We start from the raw sequence: 25882 nt of genomic DNA, 5'->3' as shown, positions 1-25882 counted from the left end.
TTAATTTGGCTTATCACTTTAAAATTATGCAGAACCTTGAATGTGTTTTTTAACTGAAAACACCATATTCTAGATGTAAACATGCTGATTGCCTCAGGAAAATGCGTTTTTTGCCTGACAAGTTGCCACCATCTGTCTTGAAGGCCGCCAGAACTCTTGATATAGTTTTCATTAGGAAATTGTTATAGGTCTTAAAGGAGAAGCGATATGACAGGAAAAACACACATCATGGGAGGGGTCGCTTCTTGCACGGCTGCTGCTTATTTTTACGGATATGATCCAGTGTTCATGACAGCTTCGGGCGTTATCGGAGCATTGATTCCGGATATTTGCCATACAAAGAGCAAGATCGGCAGAAGGCTACCGATTTTATCAGCAGTGGTCAGTTCTGTCTTCGGGCACAGGACGTTTACACACAGCCTGCTCTTTTTGCTCATCACGGCATTTGCGGCACATTTATATTTTACAGATCAGAGCATTTTTGTCGGATTGATGGCCGGAATGGCGAGCCATCTGCTCCTTGATGCCGGGACTGTAAACGGCATCAAACTTTTCTTTCCGTCCGCCATTAAGGTTCGGCTGCCCCTTTATATTAAAACCGGCGGGAAGGCGGAACAAGGCGTTCTGACTGTGCTCACCGTTGTTTCGTGCTATTTTATTGCGAACTTGATCGCCTGACGAAAGGGACGGTTTGACCGATTGCTGTATTATGCTTTGTTCAGTCGTTTTATCTTGGTGTTGTTTACCTGCGGGGATTATATGTGAGGAGCTATTTATATGAAAGAACAATTTTTTAAAAAGCAGTGGTTTTTATGCCTATCCATATTTTTTATGTGGATGAAAACGTACTTCATCTACAAGCTGGGCTTTAATTTACAAATCGACAACGCACTTCAGGAATTGATCCTGTTTATCAACCCGCTTAGCTTTCTCATCCCTGTACTCGGCATCAGCCTCTTTTTTCGCGAAAAAACGCAGCGCCTCTATTTAATCGGGGCTAATGTCGTCCTGACGGGCATCTTGATTGCAAACAGTATTTTCTATGGTTTCTACATCGATTTCATCACTGTTCCCGTCCTGTTCCAGGCAAAAAATCTCGGGGGGCTTGGGAGCAGTTTTCAGGAGCTGTTCAATCCGGTTTTCATCGCGCTTTTTCTGGATTTGGCTCTTTTGGTCTGGCTGGCAAAAACGCGCACAAGAACCGGCAAAAAGCTTTCCGCTAAATCCGTTAAGATCTACTACGCGGCAGCTGCCGGCACGGTACTGTTTAATCTCGCCCTGTCGGAGCTGGATCAGCCGAAGTTTTTAAGCTACTCCTACGACAGGGAAGTGCTTGTAAAAAACATCGGCTTATATCAGTTTCATCTGTTGGACGGCATTTCACAGACTTTTAATTTGACACAAAAAGCGGTCGCTGATGAAAACAGCCTGGCAACGATCGAGAACTACACAAACGCTGACTACAGCAAACCGAACCAAGATATGTTCGGGATTGCCGAAGGACGAAACGTCATCTTTGTAACGCTTGAATCCACTCAGACATTTGTCATTAATGAAAAGGTGAACGGCCAGGAAATCACACCGTTCTTAAACAAATTCATTCAAAAAAGCTATTATTTCGACCATTTTTATCAGCAGACCGAACAGGGAAAAACGTCCGATTCGGAATTCATTGTCGCCAATTCGCTCTATCCGTCTCTGAGCGGTTCGGTGTTTTTTACGAAGAGCGAAAATGCGTACAATTCGATGTATAAAACACTGGCAAACCACGATTACAGAACATCGGTTTTCCACGCCAACCATAAAAAATTCTGGAACAGGGACGTCATGTACAAAGCCCTTGGCATCGACAGCTTTTATGACGTCTCCCATTTTCATGTGACACCTGAAAATTCAACGGGCTGGGGGCTGAAGGATAAGGAGTTTTTAACGCAATCGGCCGACTTGATGAAAGACTTGACGCAGCCCTTTTACAGCAACCTGATCACATTGACGAACCACTTTCCGTTCCAAATTGATGATAAGGATAAGCTGATCGATGAATACGACTCGGACAGTGAGATTTTAAACCGGTATGTCACGACGGTACGCTATGAAGACGAATCATTGAAGCATTTCATTGCAAAATTGAAGAAAAACGGCCTTTACGACAATTCCGTGATCGTCTTCATGGGAGATCACTACGGCATATCAGAAGCGCACAACGATGCGCTGGCTCAATTTTTGGGCAAAGACGAAATCACCCCTTACGATACCGTTCAGCTGCAGCGTGTGCCGCTGATTATCCACATTCCGGGGGTAACGGATCAAGACCCGAAAACGATATCTGAAACAGGCGGCCAAATTGATGTCAAACCGACATTGCTCCATTTGCTCGGAATTGATACAAAAGGCATGATTCAATTCGGTAATGACCTGTTTTCGAACGAAAGAATGCCTTTCGCTGTGTTAAGAAACGGCAGCTTTATAACAGATGATTATATCTACACGAAAAATACGTGCTACAGCAAAAAAACCGGGGACATGATCAACGACAGTGAGGACAAATGCGGTCCGCTCATAGAGAAGGCGAATCAAGAGCTTTCCCTTTCCGATAAGATTATTAACGGTGATTTGCTGAGATTTTATAAAAAATAATCCGTCCCCTTTAAGCCGGATTCCCCCGGCTTAAAGGGGCTGTTTAAATTGAGGGACAGCTGGGTATTATATACCGAATGTTAAAAATGAACTTGCGGTTTTGCAGTTCCTTCGTTACCCTAAATAAAAAGAGAAGTTATTTCGAGTACCGATTATTTCATAAAGTGTTATAAAAAATGATAAATAAGAAGGTTTTAATATGAGTGAAACACAGCATAAGACAAATCAATTGCCGATTGTTGCCGTCTTGATTATGGGGACTTTTATCGCCATTTTGAATCAGACGCTATTGACGACGGCTTTGCCTCCGATCATGAGGGACTTAAACATTACGCCGGGGCTTGCCCAATGGCTGACGACCGTTTTTATGCTCGTGAATGGGATCATGATTCCAGTTACGGCTTTTTTAATTGAAAAATTCACGACGAGAAAGCTGTTCATGGCGGCAATGTCTTTATTTACGGCTGGGACTCTGATCTGCGCCTTGTCATTCAGCTTTCCGGCGCTGATTGCAGGACGCGTCGTCCAGGCGGCCGGCGCGGGCATTATGATGCCATTGATGCAGACGGTGCTTTTATTGATTTTCCCAAAAGAAAAGCGTGGATCAGCGATGGGAATGGTCGGGCTTGTGATTGCCTTCGCTCCCGCTGTCGGACCGACCCTGTCAGGCTGGATCGTCGACCGCTACCCTTGGGAAGTATTGTTTTATCTGTTGCTTCCGTTTGCCGTTATCGACATGATTGCCGCACACTTTATTTTAAAAAATGTCACCGAACAGACGTCACCTAAGATGGATGTTACTTCCATCATCTTGTCTTCACTTGGCTTCGGCGGCATTTTGTACGCCTTCAGCAGCGCCGGTGTTGCGGGCTGGACGGGTGCGGACGTGCTGGCTGGCTTCGCGGTCGGCAGCGTTACGCTGTTTTGGTTCATTTGGAGGCAGCTCCATTTGGAAGAACCGATTTTGGAATTCAGGGTATTTAAATATCCGATGTTTACACTTGCGACGATTATCGGGATGGTAGTCTTTATGTCGATGATCGGAGCGGCGACGATCGTGCCGATGTATATGCAGGATATGCGCCATTTCACGGCGATGGAATCGGGAATGATGCTGTTTCCGGGAGCTGTCGTGATGGGGCTGATGTCTCCGATTACCGGAAGAATTTTTGACAAAATCGGCGCGCGGATCTTGAGCATCACCGGTTTGACGGCGATCTTCGTGACCACATTGCTCTTGACCCATCTGACAAAGACGACGCCTTTTGCGTATTTGTCTGTCGTCTATGCGATTCGGATGGTCGGCATGGGGATGGTGCTCATGCCTGTTACAACAGCCGGCTTGAACCAGCTCCCGCGCCATTTGATTCCTCACGGAACGGCCATGAACAATACGATGAGACAGATGTCCGGATCGATCGGGACGGCTGTTCTCATCACCATCATGACACAGCGTGCACTGGCCGATCCTGCCGGTCCGTCTTCGGATACAGCGATGATTCACGGCGTCAATCTGGCGTTTATGACCGCGGCCGCATTGTCGGGAATCGGATTGGTTCTCTCATTCTTTATTAAGCAGCACCGCCGCGGACGGCTCGACGGCAGCAGAAGGAAACAAGCGAAAGGCCGCTTGGCCATTCATGAAAAATAATAAATCCCGGGTTTTTATGAACCCGGGATTTTCTTATGCTTATTCGAATCCGTGAACCATTGTGTCAGGATCGGGACCGACGCGCTCATCTTTGTTAAGAGCGTTGATTTTTTCGATATCTTCCGCTGTTAATTCAAAGTCAAATATGTCGGCATTTTCAATAATGCGGTGTTCTTTGATTGACTTCGGAATGGTAATGACTTCATTTTGCAAATCCCAGCGCAGGATGACTTGAGCGACGGATTTGTTGTATTTTTTAGCGATGTCAGTCAGCACTTGATCATCGAGGAGTTTTCCCTGCATGAGCGGAGACCATGCTTCCACCTGAATGCCCTGCTTTTTGCAGTAGTCCCTGAGCTCAGCCTGAGTCAGCCGCGGATGGAACTCAACCTGATTGACCATCGGTTTAATTTCCGCATCTTCCAATAAGCTTTCCAAATGGTGCACATTGAAGTTGCTGACGCCGATCGCTTTTACTCTGCCGTCTTTGTACAGCTTTTCAAGCGCGCGCCACGTATCTTTATATTTGTCTTTTCCAGGCCAATGAATCAAATATAAATCAAGGTAGTCAAGACCGAGTTTTCGAAGGGTTTCATCAAAAGCCGCCAATGTTTTTTCATATCCCTGATCGCTGTTCCAAACCTTTGACGTGATGAAAAGCTCTTCGCGGGGAACGCCTGCTTCTTTAATCCCTTTGCCGACGCCTTCTTCGTTTTGATAGATAGCGGCTGTGTCAATGCTCCGGTATCCGTTTTTAATGGCTGCTTTCACAGATTCTACAACTTGGCTGCCTTCTTCCACTTTGAAAACTCCAAGTCCGAACCATGGCATTTTCACACCGTTATGTAATGTCACAGTATCCTTTAAACTGCTTACCATTTTGAACGACCACCTTTCTTTTTTTCATGCTTTTAAACGCACCGCTGTTATTATCTCACACTGGGTGGATTTTACAAAACAACTTGCTCAACCGGCTTCATAAGCCAAAACGAGCGCACCGGTGATTCCCTGATCGTCGCCGAGACCCGGCGGCACGATGTATCCTTCAAGATCAGGCAGGTCAACATATCCGTTCATATATTCGGCAAGCTTTTTGCGAATCAGCGGGAACAGCTGCTGCTGCTTCATGACACCGCCGCCCATGATGATTTTTTCAGGGCACAGGATCAAGATATATTGCATGAGAGCCTGCGCTAAGTAGTCGGCTTCAATCTCCCAAACTTCCTCGTTTTCAGCCAAATCATTGCCCTTTTTCCCCCAGCGCTTTTCAAGCGCCGGACCCGATGCCATTCCTTCAAGGCAGTCCTTGTGATACGGACAGATTCCTTCAAACGTATCGTGCGGATGCCGTCTAATGAGAAGGTGACCCATTTCAGGATGGAGCGTGCTCTGCACGAGCCGGCCGCCGACAATCGCTCCTGCTCCGATTCCTGTACCGACTGTAATATACAAGCAGCTTTCCAAGCCTTGCGCCGCTCCTTTTGTCAGTTCGCCAAGCGCGGCAGCGTTTACATCAGTCGTAAACGAAACCGGTATGCCGAGCCTTTTTTTCAACTCGGGAATAAACGGGTACCCCTTCCAGGCTAATTTCGGCGTATTGGTTATGTATCCGTAATCCTCTTTATCTTTTGCAACGGATATAGGTCCAAAAGAGCCCACTCCCATTGATGTGAGCTGATACTTGCTGAAGAAATCAGTCAGTTTTCCAATAGTCTCTTCAGGAGTCTCCGTCGGGAGCGTAAGCCTGTCAATGATTTCTCCCTTTTCTGTTCCAACTGCACAAACAAACTTTGTGCCTCCTGCTTCTATTGCACCGTAATGTTTCATCCTCTCGGCTCCTTTTCATCTGTTTGAATTGCTTTAATTGAATCATAAATCAGACGATGAAAGAAAGCAATCGCACTGAACAATGATTCACCAGAGCATGGGAGCTTTTGATGCTGACGGAAGAAAGCTTCCCGAAAATGTGACAGTTTTCAAACAGCTGCAGCGGTTGTTCTTTCGCTTAAAGAGGCTTCTGCCCGCTTAATTTCAACTGTGAAAAAGAGGATTTTTTCAGGCCCGCTCGAAGCTTTAATGAGGAGGGATATCATGAAGCATCCATTCCACACTTACCGTTCTTTATTTCCGATATTGTCTGGTCATGTTCACCTTGCCGCATGCTCCGGCAGCGCGTTGGCTCTGCCTGTTGCCAAAGCGGTTGATGAGTATCAGAACGGCCTTTTAACAGCCGGCGCAGACTGGAAAGCGCATCTCGACAAGATGGATGAAGCCAAGGAAAAATTCGCCCGGCTGATCGGTGCCGAAAAAGAAGAGATAGCCGTTTTGCCGTCAGTATCTGACGCAGTGGCGGCTGTCGCTGCTTCATTGCCGCAGCCACCACACCGAAGGCAGATCGCCTTCACGGATATCGATTTTCCTGCCGTCGGCCAAATTTGGCTTGCGCAAGACCGCTTCAAAGATCACCTCATCATCATTCAAAGCGAAGACGGGATGATTGACTTGGAACAATACGAAAAAGACGTTACCGATCAGACGCTCTTGACTTGTGTACCCCATGCCGGCTATCGGAACGGGTTTAAACAAGATGTAAAACAGATTGCCGAGATTGTTCATCAAAAAGGGTCGCTTTTATTTGTCGACGCCTATCAAACCGCCGGACACATTCCGATTCATGTCAAAGACATGGATATCGACATCCTTGCGGCGGGGACGCGCAAGTACATGCTCGGCATTCCCGGAACGGCTTTTTTGTATATGAAACGCGAACTTTGCGGACAATTTGAGCCGAAGACGGCCGGCTGGTTCGGCAGGAACAAACCATTTGCCTTAGATTCATGCTTTGCGGAAGGTGCGAAACGCTTCGAGTCGGGGACACCGTCATTTATCAGCATTTACGCGGCAGACGCGGCACTGAGGCTGCTGCTTGAAGCAGAGCCCGACAGGATCGAGCCCTACCTGCGGGAGCTCGCGGCATTCTCTTTGCAATACGGGGCGGAAAAAGGCCTGAAGATCATAGGCCCCGAGACCGTACATAACAGAACAAGCCTGATCTCGGTGTATGCCGAAGAGGCTGGCCGTATGGAAGCTCTCTTGCGTGAAAAGCATATCATCGTCTCAGCGCGAAACAACGTCATCAGAATAGCCCCGCATTTTTACAATACAAAGGAGGAAATCGGGTTTGTGATGGATGAATTGGCGGCGCTCTTTGGTTAACCCTGCTTCAAAATAGACAGAATACGATTTTTTCCTTAAACTATAAAAAACAATTTTCATCAAGGAATGAGACAAATTGGAGCTTTATATTGACGGAGAAATAGAAGAGCAGAGGAAGTCACCGTGCCGAAGCGTCTTGTTTGCTATTTTGGCTGTTTTGCTTGCGTCAGGCATTACCATCGGATATATCGTGTATACGCATTTTTACTCGATGAATCATCTGCCGAAAGGAAATTGGATTCAGTCTTCCGCTTCGCCGAATCAAGCATACAACCTGAATTTGTATAGCGTGAATAAAGGCGGGGGAACGAACTCCCCTTCCGTCAGAGGGGAATTGACAACGGTTGCCACCGGTGAACGAAAAAACATCTATTGGGGATACGAAGAAGAACATGTCAAAATCGAATGGCAGGACAAATACCATGTGTCCATCAACAACAACGTGCTGGATGTCAGAACTGATATATATGATGGAAGAAGAGAGTGACAGCGTCACTCTCAGCCTTTGAAAAAAGTTTGTATGACCGCTCGTATAAGCCGCTGCATCTCCATGAAATGGACAACAAAACTGTGGTTTATTTACTGAAAAAACGTAATATACGTTCATTTACGTATTGAGGCTTTTCCATTGATAAAACGTGACCTGCCTGTTTTATGATTTCCGCTTTAATACCTGGAACTAATGTTGAGGCGCGATGTAAGGCTGATTGCGGGTCATAGATGACTTCATGTTCACCCAGCAATAATAGAATAGGGACTTTTACTGATTTTAATTCGTCGTCAGTGAAAACATACGGAAATCCGTCAGCGTTAGGCCTTGGCTGTCTAAATCCATCCTGCCACATTACGCCTGCATGAAACTGCTCTGCAAAAACCGGGTGTAACACATTACGATCTGTCATCATCCAATTTAAGAAATTCTCTACTCCATCAGGCTCTGTGAGGCTAAGAGCGTATTGATAAAAATCGTGATGAAACGGCAAAAATGTTTCCGCGGGACTAAGGATCGCTGCGCTCTCTACTCTCTCTGGCGCACGTAAAGCGAAATTCATCGTATGAAGCCCGCCAAGCGAAAGACCAACCATGTGCGACTTCTCTATCCCCAAAGCGTCGAACACTTCGAGAAGCCAATCAGCGTAACCCGCCCTCGTACCGCATAAATCTGCAGGGATGCTTTTGTTCTTATCACCTATGATATCAATTGCGTATGTTCGGTATTTGCTGCTCCAATCCTCGATATTGGGGTACCACATAGTGGAACTGAATAATGCGCCGTGAAGCAATACAAGCGGCGGGGCATCTTCAGGTCCGCTTGCAATAATATGCGTTTGGCCGAAACGGGTAGATACGTAGAAAGTTTTGTAATGAACTGGCCAAAGACCAAGGCTTTCCTTATAAGCCCGAAAATAGCGAATGCCGCTGTCACTTAAATCAGGGGTAATCGGTGAATGGTTTGACATGAAATATTTCCCTCCCAATAAATCCTCTTCAAATGAATATGCCGTTTCGTGCAGGGGAGTTTGTCATTATATATAACAGACTCTATATATAATATATTACAGAGTAAATTAATCATCAAATCCCAATTTTAAAAAGCTTTATATTATGATACAGAAATATAAAATTTAATATAACAGATTTTAATTAACGATTTCGATTTCGTAATCTCCTGCATGTAAAATGAAAATAGAAAATATGTTATATATCCTCAAGAAAAAGAGAAGCGATTTGATGAATGAAAGCTTTTATATTATTTAGCCAGACCACTTTCCTCTATATATGCTGGAAATCATTTCATTTTTGTTTAAGATGACAAACTCTTTAACCTGCCAGAATATGAAGAAGATTGCCACAGACTCAGCCTAGTGTAGAAAAGTTTGTAAATAAAAAAACTTATAGAAACAATGGTTTCTCCAAAAAAGAGAGTGACACCGTCACTCTCTTTTCGTGTACATATCATTTGAAACACCGTTTAAAAAATGCGTTTCCTTTCCAAGGGAAAAGAGATGGAGCTCATGCATCGCCCTCGTGCACGCCGTATAAAACAGAGTCCGCTCTCTCTCTTTTTTGTATTGTTTTTCAGAAGCGTCATAAATGACGACGGCATCAAATTCGATCCCTTTCGCCAAATAGACGGGAATGACGATCACGCCTTTTTGAAACGTTCTCGTTTCTTTATCGATCAGTTTAAGCTCTGTATGCTGCTGAAGATGCCGGAACGCATCCCTGCATTCCCGGACTGTTTTACAGATGACTGCAATCGTCTCAAGTCCTTCTTTTTGAAGGGCGGTTATAAGGGAAGCCATCTGTTTATGGTGTGCATGAAGGTCGGCCGATATTGTCAAAGTCGGTTTTTTGCCGTTCCTGTTAAAGGCTTCGATCTCTTCGCCTCCCTCGATAATGCGCTTTGTCAATTCAACAATTTCTTTCGTCGACCTGTAGCTGCGCTTCAAGGTGATGATCTCCGTTTTTTCGCCTTCAAACACGCCTCCCGACAGGAGCGTCTTATCGTGATAGGCATGGGCAAGAATCGCCTGGTTTAAGTCTCCCAGCATTGTGATGCTGCACGCGGGAAACAGGCTCTTCAAAAAAGCAAGCTGAAAAGGCGTGTAATCCTGGGCTTCATCAATGAATAAATGGCGGATTGCCGTGTTTTTTCTCCCGCCTGTTAGCTGGTTTTTCATATATATAAAAGGGACGGCATCTTCATAAGGCAGCTTCTCAAAACGAAAGCTTTTCCGGGTGAATGTGCAAGTGCTTTGCCAGTCATCAGGACGGGTTTGCGGGGTATAGCGCCCGGAAAAAAGCTGAAGGTACGTTCCTTTAAAATCAATAAAGCCGAACGCTTTTACCGCTTGCTTGAGCGGTTTGAACTCCCTTTCGGCAATGATAGCGGCAAGGAGGTTTTGTTCCCTTTCATAATCGTCAAACGTATTCTCCGTAAATCGCTGTTCTTCCTGAAGACGTTTATAGGCCTTTAAATATTCCTCTTTATCCAGCAGCTCGCTTTCCTCGATGACCCAGTCTTTTTTTCTTTCTTGGCGTTCGTATTTGTTCAGCAGCTGTAACAGCCATTTCCCCGTTTTTTCAATCCGGTTGGACAGCGTATCTGCATGATCAAGGGCCGCGAAAAATTCCCGCACCTGATCGCTTGTAATGATCCTTTTTCCGCGAAAGGCGATATGTTTAAACACCAGATCCAGACGCCCTTTTGCCAAACATTTGACATAATCATCGATAATGCCTTTGAAGGCCAGACCTGATTTCAATTCGATTGATTTCATCCGGATGCGCTGCTCCTCATCGTCTGAAGCCGTTAAACAATATTCGAGCTGATCGAACGGAGTCTCGCACGAAACCTGCTTTCCAAGGCGGCGCGCCACAAATTCCTGGAATGTCGTCTGCTGGATGTTTTCCTCTCCGAGCTCAGGCAGAACATTGGCGACATAGCTGTTAAAAAGCAGGTTTGGAGAGAATAGCAGCATCTGGCTCGACTCGATCTGCCCGCGGCCGCGGTACAGCAAATACGCAGCCCGCTGCAATGCCGCCGACGTTTTTCCGCTGCCAGCCGCTCCCCGAACAATTAAAAAGCGGCTTCTTTCGTTCCGAATAATCTGATTCTGCTCTTTTTGAATTGTGGCGACGATGCTTTTCATCTGAATATCTGCCTGCTGCCCCAGGACTTCCTGAAGAACTTCATCTCCAATCGCCATATCCGTATTAAACATCGCTTTCAGCCGGCCGTTTTTGAAGAGAAATTGCCTTTTCAGCTCAATCGTTCCCCTGACCGTCTCGTCCGGAACTTCGTATTGAGCCGCACCGGGACCATAGTTGTAAAACAGACTGGAAATCGGCGCTCTCCAATCATAAATCAAAAACCGCTCTTCTTTTTCGTCCATTAAAGAGGCGAGTCCGATGTAGACGGATTCAGCGTTTTCTTCGCCGTCCTCCAAAAAATCTACACGGCCGAAATAAGGCGAGTCTTTCACTTTTAACAAGTTTTTCAACTCGTTGTAAAACTGCTTATGACTTCTTTCCCTTTCAGCCAAAAACTCAGCCTGCTGTTTAATGCTAAAAAATGTTTCAACCGCTTCGTTTTCATCGGCCAAGTTTACGGTGACATCGCTCCAGAAATGTTTCCGTAAATCGATGATATCCTCCTTCAATCCGCCGGTCTTTCCCTTTAGAGAATGAAGCTTCTGATCCAATTCCTTTAAAACAAGCCGGATTCGGTTTTCCTCTTCCAGCCATTCCTGACCGTTTTCCTGCACGCTGACCACTCCCTAAAAAGATTTGACATCAAAAAAGATTCATGATAAAATAAAAATGGATAATACTATAATATTTGAAATTTTATGTTGAAATACACTTCATCTTATCATATAACCTTTGGTCAAATCAATATAAAAAGCCGATTTTTCAATCAACGAAAAATCGGCTTTTTTCTATTCAGCTGTGGGACCGCAGCGAACGATTCGGCAACTTCCAGTTAAACATGTACGAACATACGCGGCATGCGACCAGCAAAGCAAACAGGATATACAGCGTGAGCGGCTTCTCCGCCCAGCCCATGCCGATAATGAATCCGCCCAAAGCGGCCCAAACGGCGTAGATCTCGGTTTTCAGCACGAGCGGCTTTCTTCCGGCCAAAAGGTCCCGTATCATTCCGCCGCCGCTTCCTGTTAAGACCGCCGCAACGATCACCGCGCTGACCGGATGGTTCATGTGAACGGCATAAAGCGCTCCTTGTATCGCAAATGCGGCAAGACCGATCGCGTCTGAAAAGCTCCCCCAGATGCTCCAGTGCTTTAACAGGAGCTTCGGAAACAAAAAAACGATCGTGATCGAAACAAGAGCGATTAGAAACAGGCTCCCCTGCTCCCACAAGGCGGACACCGGAACTCCGATGAGCAGGTTTCTGATCGCCCCTCCGCCGAACGCCGTCACAATCCCCAATATATAAACTCCTAAAATATCATACTCTTCTTCCATTGCAACGATCGCTCCGCTGATCGCAAAAGCGACGGTGCCGATGATGCTCAACACTTCCCAAGCCATCTAAGGTGTCCTCCATACTAAACTTCAATCTTTTTGATTTTATAACTTCTCCAACCTTTAAATCAACCCTCTCTGAATCAAAATACCTTATAATATAAAAAGACGTTTTTAAAGGGGTGGAAACATGGAACAGGAGATCATCATCGAAAAAGCGAAAGCCGGGTGGGCTCAGGAATTTGCAGCTGAAAAACAGCGGCTCACGGATGTCCTCGGAAAAAAAGTTCTTGCTATCGAACATATCGGCAGCACCTCTGTTCCCGGTCTTGCGGCAAAACCGGTGCTCGATCTGATGGCCGGCGTCAACAGTCTCAGCGAAGCTTCAGCCTGGATCGAACCGCTTGAGCAGCTCGGTTATGAGCACGTATTTCACGAAGCCTTCCCTGCCAGGCGCTTTTTTCGAAAGGGAATGTGGAGGGCGGGCACACACCATCTGCACGTATATGTTTTTCAAAGCGAAGAATGGAAAAACCAGCTGAGATTCCGAAATTATTTAAGAAAGCACTCCGCCGAGCGGCAAGAATATGAAACATTGAAAAAAACCTTGGCACGGCGCTTTCCATATGACCGCACTTCGTATACAAAAGGAAAAGAATCGTTCATTAAAGACGTGATTGAGAAAGCAAAACATTTGGAAAGGAGCGGCCCGGTATGCTGAAAAAGACAAAACATAAATTGCTTACAATAGCCATCGCCTTCATTATGGCGGTCTTGTTATACTACTATGTCCAAGTCACAAAGTGAAAGCGGGCATTATAAGCGCAAGTCCATTCGGACCGTTTTGAGGATATGCCCTTCAAAGTCTTCATCATATTCGGAGACATCCTCAAAACCCTTCGCCTTGTAAAAGTTTTTTCCGGTGCGGTTTTCTGTTTCAACCTCTACAAAGATCTTTTTTACTCCCTCCAAATGTTTTAGCCCCTCTTCCAATAATGCGGTTCCGATGCCTTTTCCTTGGTATTCCGGGGCTAAATAAATGGCAGCGAGATAGGCCTCTCCTCCTTCTCTTACAAATGAGTAGTTAACAAAGCCGACGATTTTTCCGTCCGCTTCTGAAACGAGCATTAACGAGTGTTCCAAACGCTGCTGCATTATCTCATCATTGTACGCTTTCTCTAAGAATTTCTCTTGAATATCGAAAGGGATTATCCCTTCATAAGTGTGATTCCAGCTTGTTTTGGCAATCTGCTGCACTTGTCGGATGTCTTTCTTTTTCATTTTACGAATCTTAAATTCCATCCTCATCATCCTTATCCATTTAATAATTTCCAAATATTATAGCATTCATTTTGTTGAACATGTAAAAAAAAAGAGCATTGTCAGACAATGCTCTTTTTACTCGTCTTTCCCCTTGAGAAAGCACATAAAAATGATAATCAAAATAAATGCGATAAGGGCGAGAAACGGAATCGTGATGAAACCGAACCAATTGATATACTGCCCTGAGCAAGGCACTCCTGTGACACACGGTTTAATACCGTTGAATCCGGGAATTTTTTGTTCCATGTAATGCATCAGGGAAATGCCTGCGCCGATCACCGCCATCGGCAGCACGTATTTTTTCACGCGGGCATCGCCCTGAAATGTCGCAATTCCAAGGATCAGCACGAGCGGATACATCATAATCCGCTGATACCAGCACAGTTCGCAAGGAATGAATTTACGGATTTCGCTGAAGTACAGGCTGCCTAGTGTCGCCGTTAATGAGACGATCCAGGCGCCGTACAGAAAAAGCAGTTTATTTTTCATCAGACTGGCCTTTCAGCTCTTTGGCGATCGTTTCTTTGATTTTGTCATAATCAAACGGTTTGTCGATTTTTACGTCGTTGACAAAGATCGTCGGCGTCGAGTCTACACTGTATTTGCTGATGAGCGAATTGTCCGTTTTTAATTGCTCAGAGAACGTTTTGTCATTTAAGCTGCTGATGAGCTTATCGCGTTTGATTTTCGTATTCGCTTCCGTGATGTCTGCCAATTTTGCCGGCGTCGCCCACTCGTTTTCCATCGTGTCATTGTCAGGCTGCGCTTTGTACAGTGCTTCATGGAATTTCCAGAATGAAGCCGGATCTTCCTTCCATACTTGCTCGGAAGCGAGGGCGCTCAATTCAGAGCCTCTGCCGTGCTGTTCATTGACGAAGTTAATATATGAAAAATTAACTTGATCTTTATCGATGTAATCCTTTTTCAAATCCGGAAAGACGGTCTCAGTCCACTGTTTGCAGCTTGGACATTTGTAATCTCCGAATTCTGTGATCGTTACAGTCGCATCTTTGTTGCCAAGAAGCGGCTGCCCTTCAGTTGAAGGCTTGTCATCAAAGGTTTGCGAAGCATTTTGGGTTTGATTGTTGAGTACGACAAGTGCGCCAATCAGAAAAACGACCACGACTGTCATAATCACTGCAAATTTCATCGGTGACTGCTGTTTCTTCTTCACTTAGACACCTCATTATTCTTATTTTTTAGTATGCCAGTTTGATAACCTCTTTCATTTTAACAAGACAAGCCGCATTCGTGAAGATGCTAAAAAAGGAATTTCCAGTTCATTAGGTGGTAAAAAAGTTACATTTCTTTCACTTTTAAAACCCTCATCGCATTTAAAACGGCTAAAAGGGTAACACCGACGTCTGAAAAGACGGCTTCCCACATCGTTGCGATGCCGAAAGCACCCAAGATGAGAAAAACACTTTTAACGCCGAGCGCAAAGATAATATTCTGCCAGACAATCGCCCTCGTCCGCTTGGCAATGCTGATGGCTTCCGCAATTTTTGAAGGCTGGTCCGTCATGATCACAATATCAGCCGCTTCGACTGCCGCATCAGAGCCAAGGCCTCCCATGGCAACCCCGATATCCGCTCTCGCCAAGACCGGCGTATCGTTGATGCCGTCTCCTGCGAAAAGCAGCTTTTCTTTTGGAAGCTTTTGCTTGTCAAATGCTTCAATGCGGTCCACCTTGTGCTGTGGAAGAAGCTCCGCATGCACTTCATCAATGGACAGTTCCGCGCCGACCGCCTCGCCGGTTTCTTTCGCGTCACCCGTCAGCATCACCGTTTTTTTAATCCCCGCTTTTTTCAAAGCAGAGATCGCACGCTTGGCATCCTCTTTGATTTCGTCTGCGATAACAATCGAGCCGATAAACATATCGCCGGCGGCTACATAAACAACGGTACCGATTTCGCTTTCCTCTTGATACTGTATGCCTAATTTCTTCATGAGCTTGGCATTGCCGGCCAAAATGACGGCTCCGTCTACAACCGCTCTGACGCCGAAGCCGGCCGTCTCGCTGTAATCTTTGATGCGATCCGCTTGGCCTTCCTTCCCGTATGCTTCACGGATCGACTCGGCGATCGGGTGGCCTGAGAAATGTTCGGCAAGCGCCGCATATTCAAGCAGTTCCTCTTCTTTGACACGGCCTGCCGGCGACAGCTTAACAACGGCAAATTCGCCTTTTGTTAAAGTGCCTGTTTTGTCAAAAACGGCGTATTTGACATCATTGAGCGCTTCTAAATAATTGCCGCCTTTTACGAGTATACCTGCTTTTGACGCCGCTCCAATACCGCCGAAAAAGCCGAGCGGAATGGAAACGACAAGAGCGCACGGACAAGAAATGACTAAAAAGACGAGGGCCCGGTACACCCAATCCGACAGCGCGGCTCCGGAAATGATCAGCGGCGGGACAAAAGCGAGAAGAAGCGCGACTATGACAACAAAAGGCGTGTAGTACTTGGCGAATTTGGTGATAAAGTTCTCTGTTTTCGCTTTTCTGCTGCTGGCATTCTGGACGAGGTCAAGAATCTTTGAAACGGTTGATTCACTGTATTCTTTGTCCACTTTCACTTCAAGCACGCCGTTTTTGTTGACAAATCCGCTCAGCACCTCTTCGCCGGGTGCGGCTTCTCGTGGAACGGATTCCCCGGTTAATGCGGACGTATCGACAAGCGATTTGCCCGCTCGCACTTTGCCGTCAAGCGGGACTTTCTCTCCTGGCTTGACGATGATGATATCGCCCGCTTTAACCTCATCGGGAGATACTTTGACCGTACCGCCTTCCGTGTGAAGATTGGCATAATCGGGACGGATGTCCATCAAATCGCTGATCGATTTCCTGGAGCGGCTGACCGCGGCTCCCTGGAACAGCTCGCCTACTTGATAGAACAGCATAACCGCCACGCCCTCGGGATACTGCTGAATGATAAATGCACCCAGAGTGGCGATCGTCATTAAAAAGTGCTCATCAAAAACCCGGCCGCGAAAGATGTTTTTGACGGCTCTTAATACGACATCACCGCCGATGATGAGGTAAGCAAGGAAAAAGAGAATCCACTCAGCTGCGGTACCGCCGGGAAGCAGAAAGCCTGCTGCGCCGAGAACGGTGCCTGCAGCCAGTCTTGCGATCGTTTTTTTAAACCGGCCATCACCTTCGGATGGAGCCTGTTTTGTCCCTTCCTTCAACATCACGTTGACGTGCGGTTCGATCTCGGTTACTTTTTTCTTTATTTTTGAAGAAATGTCTTCGCCGCTGTTTTGGTCGACTTTGACAGTCAGCGTGCTTGTTGCAAAATTGACTGAACACGCTTCAATCCCTTTCATACCGGCTATCTCATGCTCAATTTTTTGTGCGCAATTGCCGCAGTCGAGACCGTTTAACATGTATTCCTGCTTCACCTTTTCCATCTCTCTCACCTTTCTTTTTCAGCGCCGGGCTTTATTTTATATATGAGCATATACGCATATATTATTTACCCTTATTATATGCTTCATCCGAAAAATGTGTCAATCGATCTTTGTTATCATACGCACCGGACTGTTTCCGCGTTTTACCCTGCTTTCGCGCCTGCGAAACTCTGCTGGCATATTAGAAGCGATGCCCAAATATACTTAGTTTAGTTATTAAACTAACAAGCTTTTTTTCATAAGGAGTGAGCCTTTTTGAAAAAATCGTGTCTGATGATCATCTGCCTCTCCCTTCTTCTCGTTTTTTCCGCAGGCTGCAAAAGCGGCACCAACGCCGGCGCAAAGCATGCGGAAGAAATCAAAGTCTGGGATTATTTCACCGGCAGACAGCAGGAACTTTATCATGAACTTGTCGACCAGTACAATCGGTCTCAGGATCGGTACAAAGTCGTAACAGAGTACATTCCTTTTAATGAAGTGAAAAAGCAGCTGTCTGTCGGAGCAGCCGGCAATGCAATGCCTGACGCCGTTTTCCTTGACAATGTCGACAATGCCTCATTCGCCGCCATGGGCGTGCTCGAAGATTTGACAGAGAAAGTCGAGCAATGGGGGCAGGCTGACCGGTATTATGAGGGGCCGCTCTCATCAGCCGTATATGAAGAGAAGTACTATGGCATCCCTTTCGCAAGCAATGCGCTTGCTTTGTTTTACAACAAAGACCTCTTGAAGGATGCAGGGATTTCCAAGCCGCCTGAAACGTGGAGCGAGCTGAAAAAAGCAGCGAAAAAAACGAGCAAAGGCCAAACGAAAGGATTTGCCCTATCAGCCGTCAAATCAGAGGAAAGCGCTTTTCAATTTTATCCGTTCCTTTTGTCTTCCGGAGCAGATTTAAAACAGCTGCATTCAAAAGAAGCAGCCTCTTCCCTGCAGTTTTTAACGGATCTGGTCAAAGAAGGCGCAATGAGCAAGGAAGTGTTAAACGCCACCCAGGATGATCTGGCCAGACAGTTTGCAGCAGGTCAGCTCGCTATGATGATCAACGGCTCCTGGAATATTGAACGGCTGAAAGAAGCCGGTCACTTACATTACGGGATTACCTTCATCCCGAAGGATCAAACATTCGCTTCCGCCCTTGGCGGGGAAAATATGGCAGTCGTTAAAGGAAAAAACACCGACGGCGCCTGGGATTTCATCACTTGGCTGATCGATCCGGAGCGGCTCGAAACACTGACAGCGGAAACAGGTGTATTCCCGCCGCGTAAGGATTTGCTCGAATCATCAAGTCATTGGAAAACAGATGACAATTTAAAAGCCTTTATTCCAATCATGGAGATTGCATCAGCCCGCGGCCCTTCGAAAAACTGGCCGAAAATTTCGGAAGCTTTACAGACGGCCCTGCAGGAAGCATTGAGCGAAAGCAAAACGCCGAAAGAAGCGCTGGATGAGGCCGCACAAAAAATCAACGCCTTAAACTAGCTTTAAGCGCACGAAGGAGTTTTGACATGATCAAAGCCATCATTCGTAAATGGGAAGGGTGCTTCTATTTGTTCCCGGCCGTTCTTTTTATGCTTGCCCTTATCGGTTATCCTCTCATCTACAACATAATTCTCAGCTTTCAAAACGTGTCGCTTACAAATATAGCATCAAAGGATATCAGCTTTATAGGAATCGACAATTATCAGCGGCTTGCCCAGGATAAAGTATTTTGGGCATCTTTAAAAAACACGCTGCTCTACACGGCTGGAAGCGTCGTTTTTCAGTTTGCAATCGGCTTTTTGCTCGCTTTGTTTTTCAGCATGAAATTTCGGCTTGCCCCGTTTCTCAGGGGATTGATGATGGTGAGCTGGCTCATTCCGCTGACGGTTACGGCGCTTTTATTCAAGTTTATGATGGCTTCAAATGAAGGCGTGTTCAATCAGCTGCTCCTATCATGGGGAATGATCGACAATCCAATCCCCTGGCTGTCAGATCCGAAGATTGCCATCTGGTCCGTTATTATCGCCAACATCTGGGTCGGCATTCCCTTTAATATGCTGCTCATATCCGCCGGTCTCAGCTCCCTTCCGGAAGACGTCTATGAAAGCGCAAGCCTTGACGGCGCCAATGCTTTTCAGAAATTCATTCATCTGACCCTACCCTTATTGCGGCCGGTGATCACCGTCGTCATGATGCTCGGCTTCATTTATACGTTCAAAGTGTTCGACCTTGTGTTTGTGATGACTGGAGGCGGCCCCGTGCACGCCACTGAAGTCCTGTCAACCGTCAGCTACCGCTACTCCTTTGACGAATTTCAATTCAGCATGGGCGCAGCAAGCGCCAATGTCCTGTTTTTCATCCTTCTTTTGGTCAGTCTTGTCTATTTGCGGCTGATCAAAAAAGATGAGGTGATGTCATGAAAACGAAGCAAAAGGAATGGCTCTTTAACATTATTGGCGTCCTCGTTACGGCCGGCTTTTTATTCCCCGTTTACTGGATGATCGCCACAGCTTTCAAAAGCGAGGCAGAATTGTTTAAAACACCGCCTTTATTGTGGCCCGAGACATTCCGGACGGCCGGCTTCGAAGCTGTGTTCACTTCAGGCATCGCCGGATACTTTTTGAACAGCCTGCTGATTTCCGGGGCGGCTGCCGCCATCGTTCTCATATTGGCCGTTCCTTCCGCCTACGGCTTGGCGCGCTTTCGGATCAAGGGCAAAAAAATGTTCATTTTACTGTTTCTCATCACGCAAATGCTGCCTGCCACCGTTGTTTTGACTCCGCTGTTTATCGCCTTTAATCAGCTGAACATATTAAACACGTATATCGGACCGATTTTGACGGGAGCAACGCTCGGCGTTCCTTTTTCGGTATTAATGCTCAGAACTTTTTTTCTCGGGATTCCCAAGGACCTTGAGGATGCGGCCAAAATCGACGGCTGCAGCCGTTTTACCGCATTCATCCGCATTATTTTGCCTATCAGCGTACCCGGGATTGCCGTCAGCGGAGCGGTTTCCTTCTTTTTCGCATGGGGAGATTTGATTTACAGCATGACATTCAACCGAAATCAGGAGCTGTGGCCGCTGACGGCCGGCATTTACAATGTGATCAGCCAATACGGAATCCAGTGGAATGATCTGATGGCATTTGCCGTTTTATCGGTTTTGCCTGTCATCATCATTTTTATACTGCTTCAAAAGCAGCTTGTTAAAGGTCTGATCAGCGGTTCCATCAAGTAAAAAGAAAGGGTGTTTTCGATCATGAAATTTTCAGACGGCTACTGGCTGACGCGCGAAGGATATCACATCAACACGCCAAAAGAAGCCTACGACCGAATGATTGATCAGCAATCATTGACTGTATACGGGCCTGTCAAAGCGGTTCAAAAGCGCGGGGACACGCTGGACACCCGCATGCTCACCGTCAGATTTTCGAGTCCTCTTGAAGACGTGATCCGTGTGCAAGTGTCCCATTTTCAAGGGGAAACGCCTCGCAAGCCCGAGTTTCAGCTGGATATGACAGACGTTGAGCCGGTTATCTCCGAACAAGATGATGCGCTGACCTTCCAAAGCGGCAGCCTGTACGTTGAGGTGAGCAAAAGCGGTTGGCGCTACCAATTTTCACGTGATGGACAGAGCCTGACCGCAAGCGAATCGAATAGCCTCGCCTATATCACGAGCAATGACGGGCGCACCTTTATGAGGGAACAGCTCAACATCGGCGTCGGCGAATTGATCTACGGTCTCGGCGAGCGTTTTACGGCATTCGTGAAAAACGGCCAAACCGTAGACATCTGGAATCAGGACGGCGGCACAAGCACGGAGCAGGCGTATAAAAATGTGCCGTTCTATTTGTCAAACAAAGGGTACGGTGTTTTTGTCAATCATCCCGAGCTCGTTTCGTATGAAATCGGTTCTGAAGTCGTATCCAAAGCGCAGTTTTCGGTCGAAGGGGAAACGCTTGACTATTTTATCATCAGCGGTGCCGAACCGAAGGATGTTTTGAAACGCTATGCGTCGTTAACGGGAAAACCGGCGCTTCCCCCGGCCTGGTCTTTCGGCCTCTGGCTGTCCACATCGTTTACAACCGACTATTCTGAGGAAACCGTGACACGTTTCATCGACGGGATGACCGAACGCGGCATCCCGCTCAGCGTGTTTCATTTTGACTGCTTCTGGATGAAAGAATTTGAATGGTGCAATTTCGAATGGGATGAACGATATTTTAAGCAGCCTGAAGCTATGCTCAGCCGCCTGAAAGATAAGGGGTTGAAAATATGCGTCTGGATCAACCCTTACATCGCCCAAAAATCGAAGCTTTTTCAGGAAGGAAAAGAACACGGCTACTTTTTAAAAAACAGCCGGGGGGATGTGTGGCAGTGGGACCGGTGGCAGGCCGGCATGGCAATCGTCGACTTCACCAATCGAAAAGCGCGTGACTGGTATTGTTCAAAACTTGAAAGCCTGCTCGACATGGGCGTCGACTGTTTCAAGACCGATTTCGGAGAACGGATTCCGAGAGACGCGGTTTACTTTGACGGATCAGACCCCGACAGAATGCACAATTATTATTCTTTTTTATACAACAAAACCGTATTTGACCTGTTGAAGCAAAAGCGCGGCGAACGGGAAGCGGTCGTGTTTGCAAGGTCGGCGACGGCCGGAGGCCAGCAATTTCCCGTACACTGGGGCGGGGATTGTTTTGCCAGCTATGATTCAATGGCTGAAAGCCTTCGCGGCGGCCTGTCGCTTTCCCTTTCAGGCTTCGGCTTCTGGAGCCACGATATCGGCGGATTTGAAAGCACGGCAACAGCCGATTTGTATAAGCGCTGGACCGCATTCGGCCTCTTGTCGACGCACAGCCGCCTGCACGGGAGCGAATCATATCGCGTTCCGTGGCTGTTTGACGAAGAAGCGGCCGATGTGATGCGGTATTTTGTCAAACTGAAGCACAGGCTGATGCCTTATTTGTACGCCGCCGCGCATGAAGCGCACGCTGAAGGCATTCCGATGATGCGGGCGATGCTCCTCGAATTTCCCGGTGACAACACTTGCCACTGGCTTGACAGACAGTACATGCTCGGCAGAAGACTCCTCGTCGCTCCCGTTTTTCAGGAAGACGGCGTTGTCCGTTATTATTTGCCAAAAGGCACCTGGACACACCTTTTGACGGGAAAAGAGACGGAAGGCGGAGAATGGAAAGAAGAACAGTACGGGTATATGGGGCTTCCCCTGTTCGTCAGGGAAAATACGCTGCTGCCGCTCGGGCAGGAATCCGGGCGACCTGATTATGATTATCTCGACGGTGTGACGTTCTGCCTTTACCAATTAAAAGACGGCTGCACAGCCGAACAGACGATTTACAATGAAAAGTGCGAAGCAATGACAGTCAGAGCTTCACGGCATGAAAATACGATTACCGTGAAAACAACAGGCGTCCAAAAGAAATGGAAGCTGCTCATCCGCGATCTGTCTGTCACTTCTGTCATAAACGGCGCAGCGGAAGCGCTTCAGGAGGGAACAGCAATTCAGCCAAAAGAAAAGGACCGGGATGTCTTCATTTTTTTCTAAAAGGAGTGATCAGGATGCTGAAAACGGTCCGCACCATCATGTTGGCGGCAATGTGCACGATCCTTTCCGCCGCCGCTGTCAATCCGCCGCCCGCGGCCGCTAAAACCCAGGCTGATGAATATGAATATCCCTTTCAAGATCCAAGTCTCCCTGTTCAAAAAAGGGTCAGCGACTTGCTTTCTCGACTGACCCTTGAGGAAAAAGTGTCGCTGATGCATCAATATCAGCCTGCCATTCCCCGGCTGGGCATTCCCGCTTTTAAAACAGGCACAGAAGCGCTTCACGGCGTTGCCTGGCTCGGGGAAGCGACCGTTTTCCCGCAGGCTGTCGGGCTCGCACACACATGGGACCGCTCTTTAATCAAACAAATCGGCTCAGCGGTCGGCGATGAAGTCCGCGGCTTCCACCACCTTGATCCCGCGGCAAACGGAGTCAATGTCTGGGCGCCGGTCGTTGATCTGCTGCGGGATCCAAGGTGGGGTAGAAATGAAGAAGGCTATTCCGAAGACCCTTTTTTAACAGGGGAAATAGCAACCGCCTATGCCTCCGGTTTAAGGGGCGAGCACCCCTTCTATTTGAAAACAGTTCCTACCTTAAAACATTTTCTTGCCTATAACAACGAAACAGACCGGGGATTCAGCTCCTCAAGCATTGATCCCAGGAACATGAACGAGTATTATTTGAAGCCCTTCAAAACGGCAATTTCCGCAAAAGCCGCGTACAGCCTGATGCCAGCCTACAATTCTGTCAACGATAAACCGGCCATTTTGAGCCCGCTGCTCAACAGCACAGTCAAAGGAAAATGGGCCGGAGACGATTTCTTCATCGTCAGCGACGCCTTTGATCCTTCAGGAATCGTCACTGACCACAAGTATTATGACAGCCACGAAAAAGCGCATGCCCACGCCGTAAAAGCCGGCATTGACAACTTTACAGATCAGGGAGAAAATCCCGGGCTGACGAAAACCGCCTTAACCGGCGCCTTAAAGAATGGCCTTATGTCTGAGAAAGACCTCGATCAAGCCTTGGCCAACACATTCAGCATCCGTTTTCGAACAGGCGAATTCGATCCGGACGAACTCAATCCGTACAGCCGCCTGACAGATGGCGTCATCAACAGTCCAAAGCACCGGCAGCTTGCGAAAAAAGCGGCTGAAAAAGCCATTGTTTTACTGAGAAATGACCGGAATCTGCTGCCCTTCAATACCCGGAAAAATGAAAACATCGCAGTTATCGGACCGTTCGGAAATGCGCTTTACGAAGATTGGTACAGCGGAACGATGCCGTATCGGAAAACCCCGCTTGACGGAATCGCGGACAAAATCGGCAAAGACCGCGTCTCCTTTGCCGAAGGGCTGGAACAAAGCGGGTTCAAATCCGCCCTGACAGGAAAGTTTGTAACCGCAGGCCGGGACGGCAAACAACCGCTCACAGCATCGGCTGACAAGCTTGAGAAAAGCGCGGCATTCGATGCGGCGGATTGGGGAGAAAGCATTTTCACCCTCCGCGCCCAAGCGAACGGTCTCTATGTCTCGCTTCAGGATGACGGCAAACTGATCGCTGATCAGAAACAGCCGAACGGCTGGACCGTCAAAGAAACTTTCCAGTTTGAACAGCAGCCTGACGGGACATTTGCCATCAAAAATACGGCAAACGGCAAATATCTCACCGCTGGAAAAGACGGGACATTAACAGCCGCTGCCGAAAAGCCGGCGACAGCAGCGGAAAAGTTTTCAAAGGCGATCATCAAGAGCAGTACGGAGGAAGCGGTTCGACTGGCAAAAACCGCGGACAAAGCCGTCGTGTTTGTCGGCAACAATCCTTACATCAACGGCCGGGAAACCGAAGACCGGAAAGACATTACACTACCTCCGGCCCAGGAAAATCTGCTGAAAGCTGTTTCTAAAGCCAATCCCAATACGGTGCTTGTCGTAACGAGCAGCTATCCGTTCGCTCTCAACTGGGCTAAAGCGCACATTCCTGCGATCATATACTCCGCACACGGAGGCCAGGAGGCGGGAAGCGCATTGGCGGACATTCTCTTTGGAGATGAAAATCCGGGCGGACGGCTGACGCAAACTTGGCACACGTCAGTCAAAGAACTGCCGGATATGATGAATTACGATATCATCAAAGGGAAAAGAACCTATAAATATTTCGAAGGCAAGCCGCTGTATCCGTTCGGCCACGGGTTATCCTATACAGCGTTCCACTACAGCGGTTTAAGCGTTTCCTCTGACAGCATCAAAAAAGACGGCTCCGTCACGATCCGCGTCAACGTCACCAACACAGGCGGAAGAAAAGGAGATGAGGTCGTTCAGCTCTATACTTCTCCCCTGTTTAACACGCGGGTTAAACAGCCCAATCTGGACTTGAAAAACTTTCAGCGCGTTGAGCTGGCACCGAAAGAAACGAAAACCGTGACATTCAAGCTGAAACAGGCAGACCTTGCCTTCTGGGATGTAACGAGCGAAACGTTTGCCGTTGAAAGAGGCGCATACAAAATATCGGTCGGGAGCTCGGCGGCGGACATCCGCAAGACAAAGCGGATTTTCGTCCAAGGTGAAACGATTCGAGAACGGAACTTGCGGCGGCAGACAAACGCTGAAAACTACGACGACTACAAAGGCGTGCTCATCACCGAAGAATCCAAATACGGCGGCGATGCGGTAAAAAGCAGTACAGCAAACGCGTGGATCGCCTTCCATGATGTCCGCTTCAAAGGCGAAAAAAGGATAAAAGCAAAGGTTGCAAGCAGAGGCGGCGGCGAAATCGGCATCTTCCTCGATCATCCTCAAAAAGGAAAGCAAATCGGCTCGTTAAAAGTGCCTGACACATCCGGATTGCATAACTGGAAAACGATAAAAGCTTCCGTCCGAAAATCGGCAGGCACCCATCGCATCTACTTTGTCTTCAAAGGGAAAGTCGCAATCGATACGTTTCAATTTGAACGATAAACCGGCACAGAAGAAATTTTTTTAAAGCCATGCAGCTTGATCTGCATGGCTTTTACCGTTTTTCAGCAATTTTAGTGCTTTACAACTTAGGAATGATATATTAGAATTCAATCAAAAGTTGCATTAGGTAAAAAAAATGTCATAAGGCAA

The 25882-nt window shown here is 47.2% G+C and carries 20 protein-coding genes; 11 read left to right on the top strand and 9 right to left on the bottom strand.

From position 1 onward, the window contains the following. The first annotated feature begins 207 nt into the window (after positions 1–207). The 3 genes from LQ247_RS03985 to LQ247_RS03975 all read left to right on the top strand — a co-directional run bounded on the left by LQ247_RS03985 (position 208) and on the right by LQ247_RS03975 (position 4288). Entirely contained in the window at positions 208–678 is a 471-nt protein-coding gene (locus LQ247_RS03985) for a metal-dependent hydrolase (protein WP_023856262.1), read from the top strand. A gap of 99 nt (positions 679–777) precedes the next feature. Then, positions 778–2637: an LTA synthase family protein gene (locus LQ247_RS03980; protein WP_101561478.1), complete on the top strand. Its 1860-nt coding sequence runs from the start codon at positions 778–780 to the stop codon at positions 2635–2637. Between the two features lie 199 nt (positions 2638–2836). Beyond that, positions 2837–4288 carry an MDR family MFS transporter gene (locus LQ247_RS03975; RefSeq protein ID WP_023856264.1) on the top strand — a complete coding sequence of 484 codons (1452 nt, stop codon included), beginning with the start codon at positions 2837–2839 and terminating at the stop codon, positions 4286–4288. Positions 4289–4327: 39 nt separating this feature from the next. On the opposite strand, the gene LQ247_RS03970 is transcribed toward LQ247_RS03975, so the two are convergent. Both LQ247_RS03970 and LQ247_RS03965 read right to left on the bottom strand, forming a co-directional pair. After that, on the bottom strand, positions 4328–5167 hold the full coding sequence (locus tag LQ247_RS03970; RefSeq protein ID WP_020452931.1) for an aldo/keto reductase: 840 nt from the start codon (positions 5165–5167) through the stop codon (positions 4328–4330). Between the two features lie 87 nt (positions 5168–5254). Continuing rightward, entirely contained in the window at positions 5255–6115 is an 861-nt protein-coding gene (locus LQ247_RS03965) for an ROK family protein (protein WP_144498916.1), read from the bottom strand. 264 nt (positions 6116–6379) lie between these two features. On the opposite strand from LQ247_RS03965, the gene LQ247_RS03960 reads away from it, so the two are divergent. Together LQ247_RS03960 and LQ247_RS03955 are read left to right on the top strand one after the other, a co-directional pair. Beyond that, the gene (locus LQ247_RS03960) at positions 6380–7504 is read left to right on the top strand and encodes an aminotransferase class V-fold PLP-dependent enzyme (protein WP_035337684.1); all 1125 of its coding nucleotides are present in this window, start codon (positions 6380–6382) and stop codon (positions 7502–7504) included. Positions 7505–7580: 76 nt separating this feature from the next. Further along, the gene (locus LQ247_RS03955; protein ID WP_095292243.1) at positions 7581–7991 is read left to right on the top strand and encodes a DUF5412 domain-containing protein; all 411 of its coding nucleotides are present in this window, start codon (positions 7581–7583) and stop codon (positions 7989–7991) included. A gap of 88 nt (positions 7992–8079) precedes the next feature. Here the strand turns inward: LQ247_RS03955 and LQ247_RS03950 are convergent, their stop codons facing one another. The 3 genes from LQ247_RS03950 to LQ247_RS03940 all read right to left on the bottom strand — a co-directional run bounded on the left by LQ247_RS03950 (position 8080) and on the right by LQ247_RS03940 (position 12562). After that, complete coding sequence (locus tag LQ247_RS03950; RefSeq protein WP_231005598.1) at positions 8080–8964, bottom strand: alpha/beta fold hydrolase; 885 nt, start codon at positions 8962–8964, stop codon at positions 8080–8082. Between the two features lie 474 nt (positions 8965–9438). Further along, positions 9439–11775, bottom strand: coding sequence for an RNA polymerase recycling motor HelD (gene helD / locus LQ247_RS03945; protein ID WP_231005597.1), 2337 nt, complete (start codon positions 11773–11775; stop codon positions 9439–9441). Between the two features lie 178 nt (positions 11776–11953). After that, positions 11954–12562 (bottom strand): trimeric intracellular cation channel family protein, encoded by a 609-nt coding sequence (locus tag LQ247_RS03940; protein WP_003185205.1) that lies wholly within the window; start codon positions 12560–12562, stop codon positions 11954–11956. A 124-nt stretch (positions 12563–12686) separates the two neighbouring features. Here LQ247_RS03940 and LQ247_RS03935 point away from each other — a divergent pair, with 124 nt between their 5' ends. After that, positions 12687–13217: a GrpB family protein gene (locus LQ247_RS03935; RefSeq protein WP_025809899.1), complete on the top strand. Its 531-nt coding sequence runs from the start codon at positions 12687–12689 to the stop codon at positions 13215–13217. 95 nt (positions 13218–13312) lie between these two features. Here the strand turns inward: LQ247_RS03935 and LQ247_RS03930 are convergent, their stop codons facing one another. The 4 genes from LQ247_RS03930 to LQ247_RS03915 all read right to left on the bottom strand — a co-directional run bounded on the left by LQ247_RS03930 (position 13313) and on the right by LQ247_RS03915 (position 17230). Next, positions 13313–13798 carry a GNAT family N-acetyltransferase gene (locus LQ247_RS03930; RefSeq protein ID WP_231005596.1) on the bottom strand — a complete coding sequence of 162 codons (486 nt, stop codon included), beginning with the start codon at positions 13796–13798 and terminating at the stop codon, positions 13313–13315. 96 nt (positions 13799–13894) lie between these two features. Continuing rightward, entirely contained in the window at positions 13895–14308 is a 414-nt protein-coding gene (locus LQ247_RS03925) for a disulfide oxidoreductase (RefSeq protein ID WP_003185211.1), read from the bottom strand. Beyond that, entirely contained in the window at positions 14298–14993 is a 696-nt protein-coding gene (locus LQ247_RS03920; RefSeq protein ID WP_020452939.1) for a thioredoxin domain-containing protein, read from the bottom strand. Before LQ247_RS03920 ends, LQ247_RS03925 begins: the two co-directional genes overlap by 11 nt. 125 nt (positions 14994–15118) lie before the next feature. Further along, positions 15119–17230 carry a heavy metal translocating P-type ATPase gene (locus LQ247_RS03915; protein WP_269145959.1) on the bottom strand — a complete coding sequence of 704 codons (2112 nt, stop codon included), beginning with the start codon at positions 17228–17230 and terminating at the stop codon, positions 15119–15121. 255 nt (positions 17231–17485) lie between these two features. Here LQ247_RS03915 and LQ247_RS03910 point away from each other — a divergent pair, with 255 nt between their 5' ends. The 5 genes from LQ247_RS03910 to LQ247_RS03890 are packed head-to-tail and all read left to right on the top strand — an operon-like array spanning position 17486 to position 25732. Next, on the top strand, positions 17486–18706 hold the full coding sequence (locus LQ247_RS03910; protein ID WP_050820783.1) for an ABC transporter substrate-binding protein: 1221 nt from the start codon (positions 17486–17488) through the stop codon (positions 18704–18706). 26 nt (positions 18707–18732) lie between these two features. After that, entirely contained in the window at positions 18733–19626 is an 894-nt protein-coding gene (locus tag LQ247_RS03905) for a carbohydrate ABC transporter permease (RefSeq protein ID WP_231005595.1), read from the top strand. Next, positions 19623–20444: a carbohydrate ABC transporter permease gene (locus LQ247_RS03900; RefSeq protein WP_023856275.1), complete on the top strand. Its 822-nt coding sequence runs from the start codon at positions 19623–19625 to the stop codon at positions 20442–20444. Before LQ247_RS03905 ends, LQ247_RS03900 begins: the two co-directional genes overlap by 4 nt. Positions 20445–20465: 21 nt before the next feature. After that, entirely contained in the window at positions 20466–22775 is a 2310-nt protein-coding gene (gene yicI, locus LQ247_RS03895) for an alpha-xylosidase (protein ID WP_231005594.1), read from the top strand. Between the two features lie 14 nt (positions 22776–22789). After that, positions 22790–25732, top strand: a complete 2943-nt coding sequence (locus LQ247_RS03890) for a glycoside hydrolase family 3 C-terminal domain-containing protein (protein WP_023856277.1) — start codon at positions 22790–22792, stop codon at positions 25730–25732. Positions 25733–25882: the final 150 nt, after the last annotated feature.

The organism is Bacillus sp. BS3(2021) (genome assembly GCF_021043345.1).
In the GTDB taxonomy this organism is placed as follows: Bacteria; Bacillota; Bacilli; order Bacillales; family Bacillaceae; genus Bacillus; species Bacillus paralicheniformis.
The sequence above is the reverse complement of the archived record's forward strand: the minus strand, read 5'-3'. Positions and strand labels throughout refer to the sequence as shown.

Bases quoted from the DNA above. Each gene is read 5' to 3' on its own strand.
- LQ247_RS03985 (WP_023856262.1), top strand. From the start codon at position 208: ATGACAGGAAAAACACACATCATGGGAGGGGTCGCTTCTTGCACGGCT.
- LQ247_RS03980 (WP_101561478.1), top strand. From the start codon at position 778: ATGAAAGAACAATTTTTTAAAAAGCAGTGGTTTTTATGCCTATCCATA.
- LQ247_RS03975 (WP_023856264.1), top strand. From the start codon at position 2,837: ATGAGTGAAACACAGCATAAGACAAATCAATTGCCGATTGTTGCCGTC.
- LQ247_RS03970 (WP_020452931.1), bottom strand. From the start codon at position 5,167: ATGGTAAGCAGTTTAAAGGATACTGTGACATTACATAACGGTGTGAAA.
- LQ247_RS03965 (WP_144498916.1), bottom strand. From the start codon at position 6,115: ATGAAACATTACGGTGCAATAGAAGCAGGAGGCACAAAGTTTGTTTGT.
- LQ247_RS03960 (WP_035337684.1), top strand. From the start codon at position 6,380: ATGAAGCATCCATTCCACACTTACCGTTCTTTATTTCCGATATTGTCT.
- LQ247_RS03950 (WP_231005598.1), bottom strand. From the start codon at position 8,964: ATGTCAAACCATTCACCGATTACCCCTGATTTAAGTGACAGCGGCATT.
- LQ247_RS03940 (WP_003185205.1), bottom strand. From the start codon at position 12,562: ATGGCTTGGGAAGTGTTGAGCATCATCGGCACCGTCGCTTTTGCGATC.
- LQ247_RS03935 (WP_025809899.1), top strand. From the start codon at position 12,687: ATGGAACAGGAGATCATCATCGAAAAAGCGAAAGCCGGGTGGGCTCAG.
- LQ247_RS03930 (WP_231005596.1), bottom strand. From the start codon at position 13,798: ATGGAATTTAAGATTCGTAAAATGAAAAAGAAAGACATCCGACAAGTG.
- LQ247_RS03925 (WP_003185211.1), bottom strand. From the start codon at position 14,308: ATGAAAAATAAACTGCTTTTTCTGTACGGCGCCTGGATCGTCTCATTA.
- LQ247_RS03915 (WP_269145959.1), bottom strand. From the start codon at position 17,230: ATGGAAAAGGTGAAGCAGGAATACATGTTAAACGGTCTCGACTGCGGC.
- LQ247_RS03905 (WP_231005595.1), top strand. From the start codon at position 18,733: ATGATCAAAGCCATCATTCGTAAATGGGAAGGGTGCTTCTATTTGTTC.
- LQ247_RS03900 (WP_023856275.1), top strand. From the start codon at position 19,623: ATGAAAACGAAGCAAAAGGAATGGCTCTTTAACATTATTGGCGTCCTC.
- yicI (WP_231005594.1), top strand. From the start codon at position 20,466: ATGAAATTTTCAGACGGCTACTGGCTGACGCGCGAAGGATATCACATC.
- LQ247_RS03890 (WP_023856277.1), top strand. From the start codon at position 22,790: ATGCTGAAAACGGTCCGCACCATCATGTTGGCGGCAATGTGCACGATC.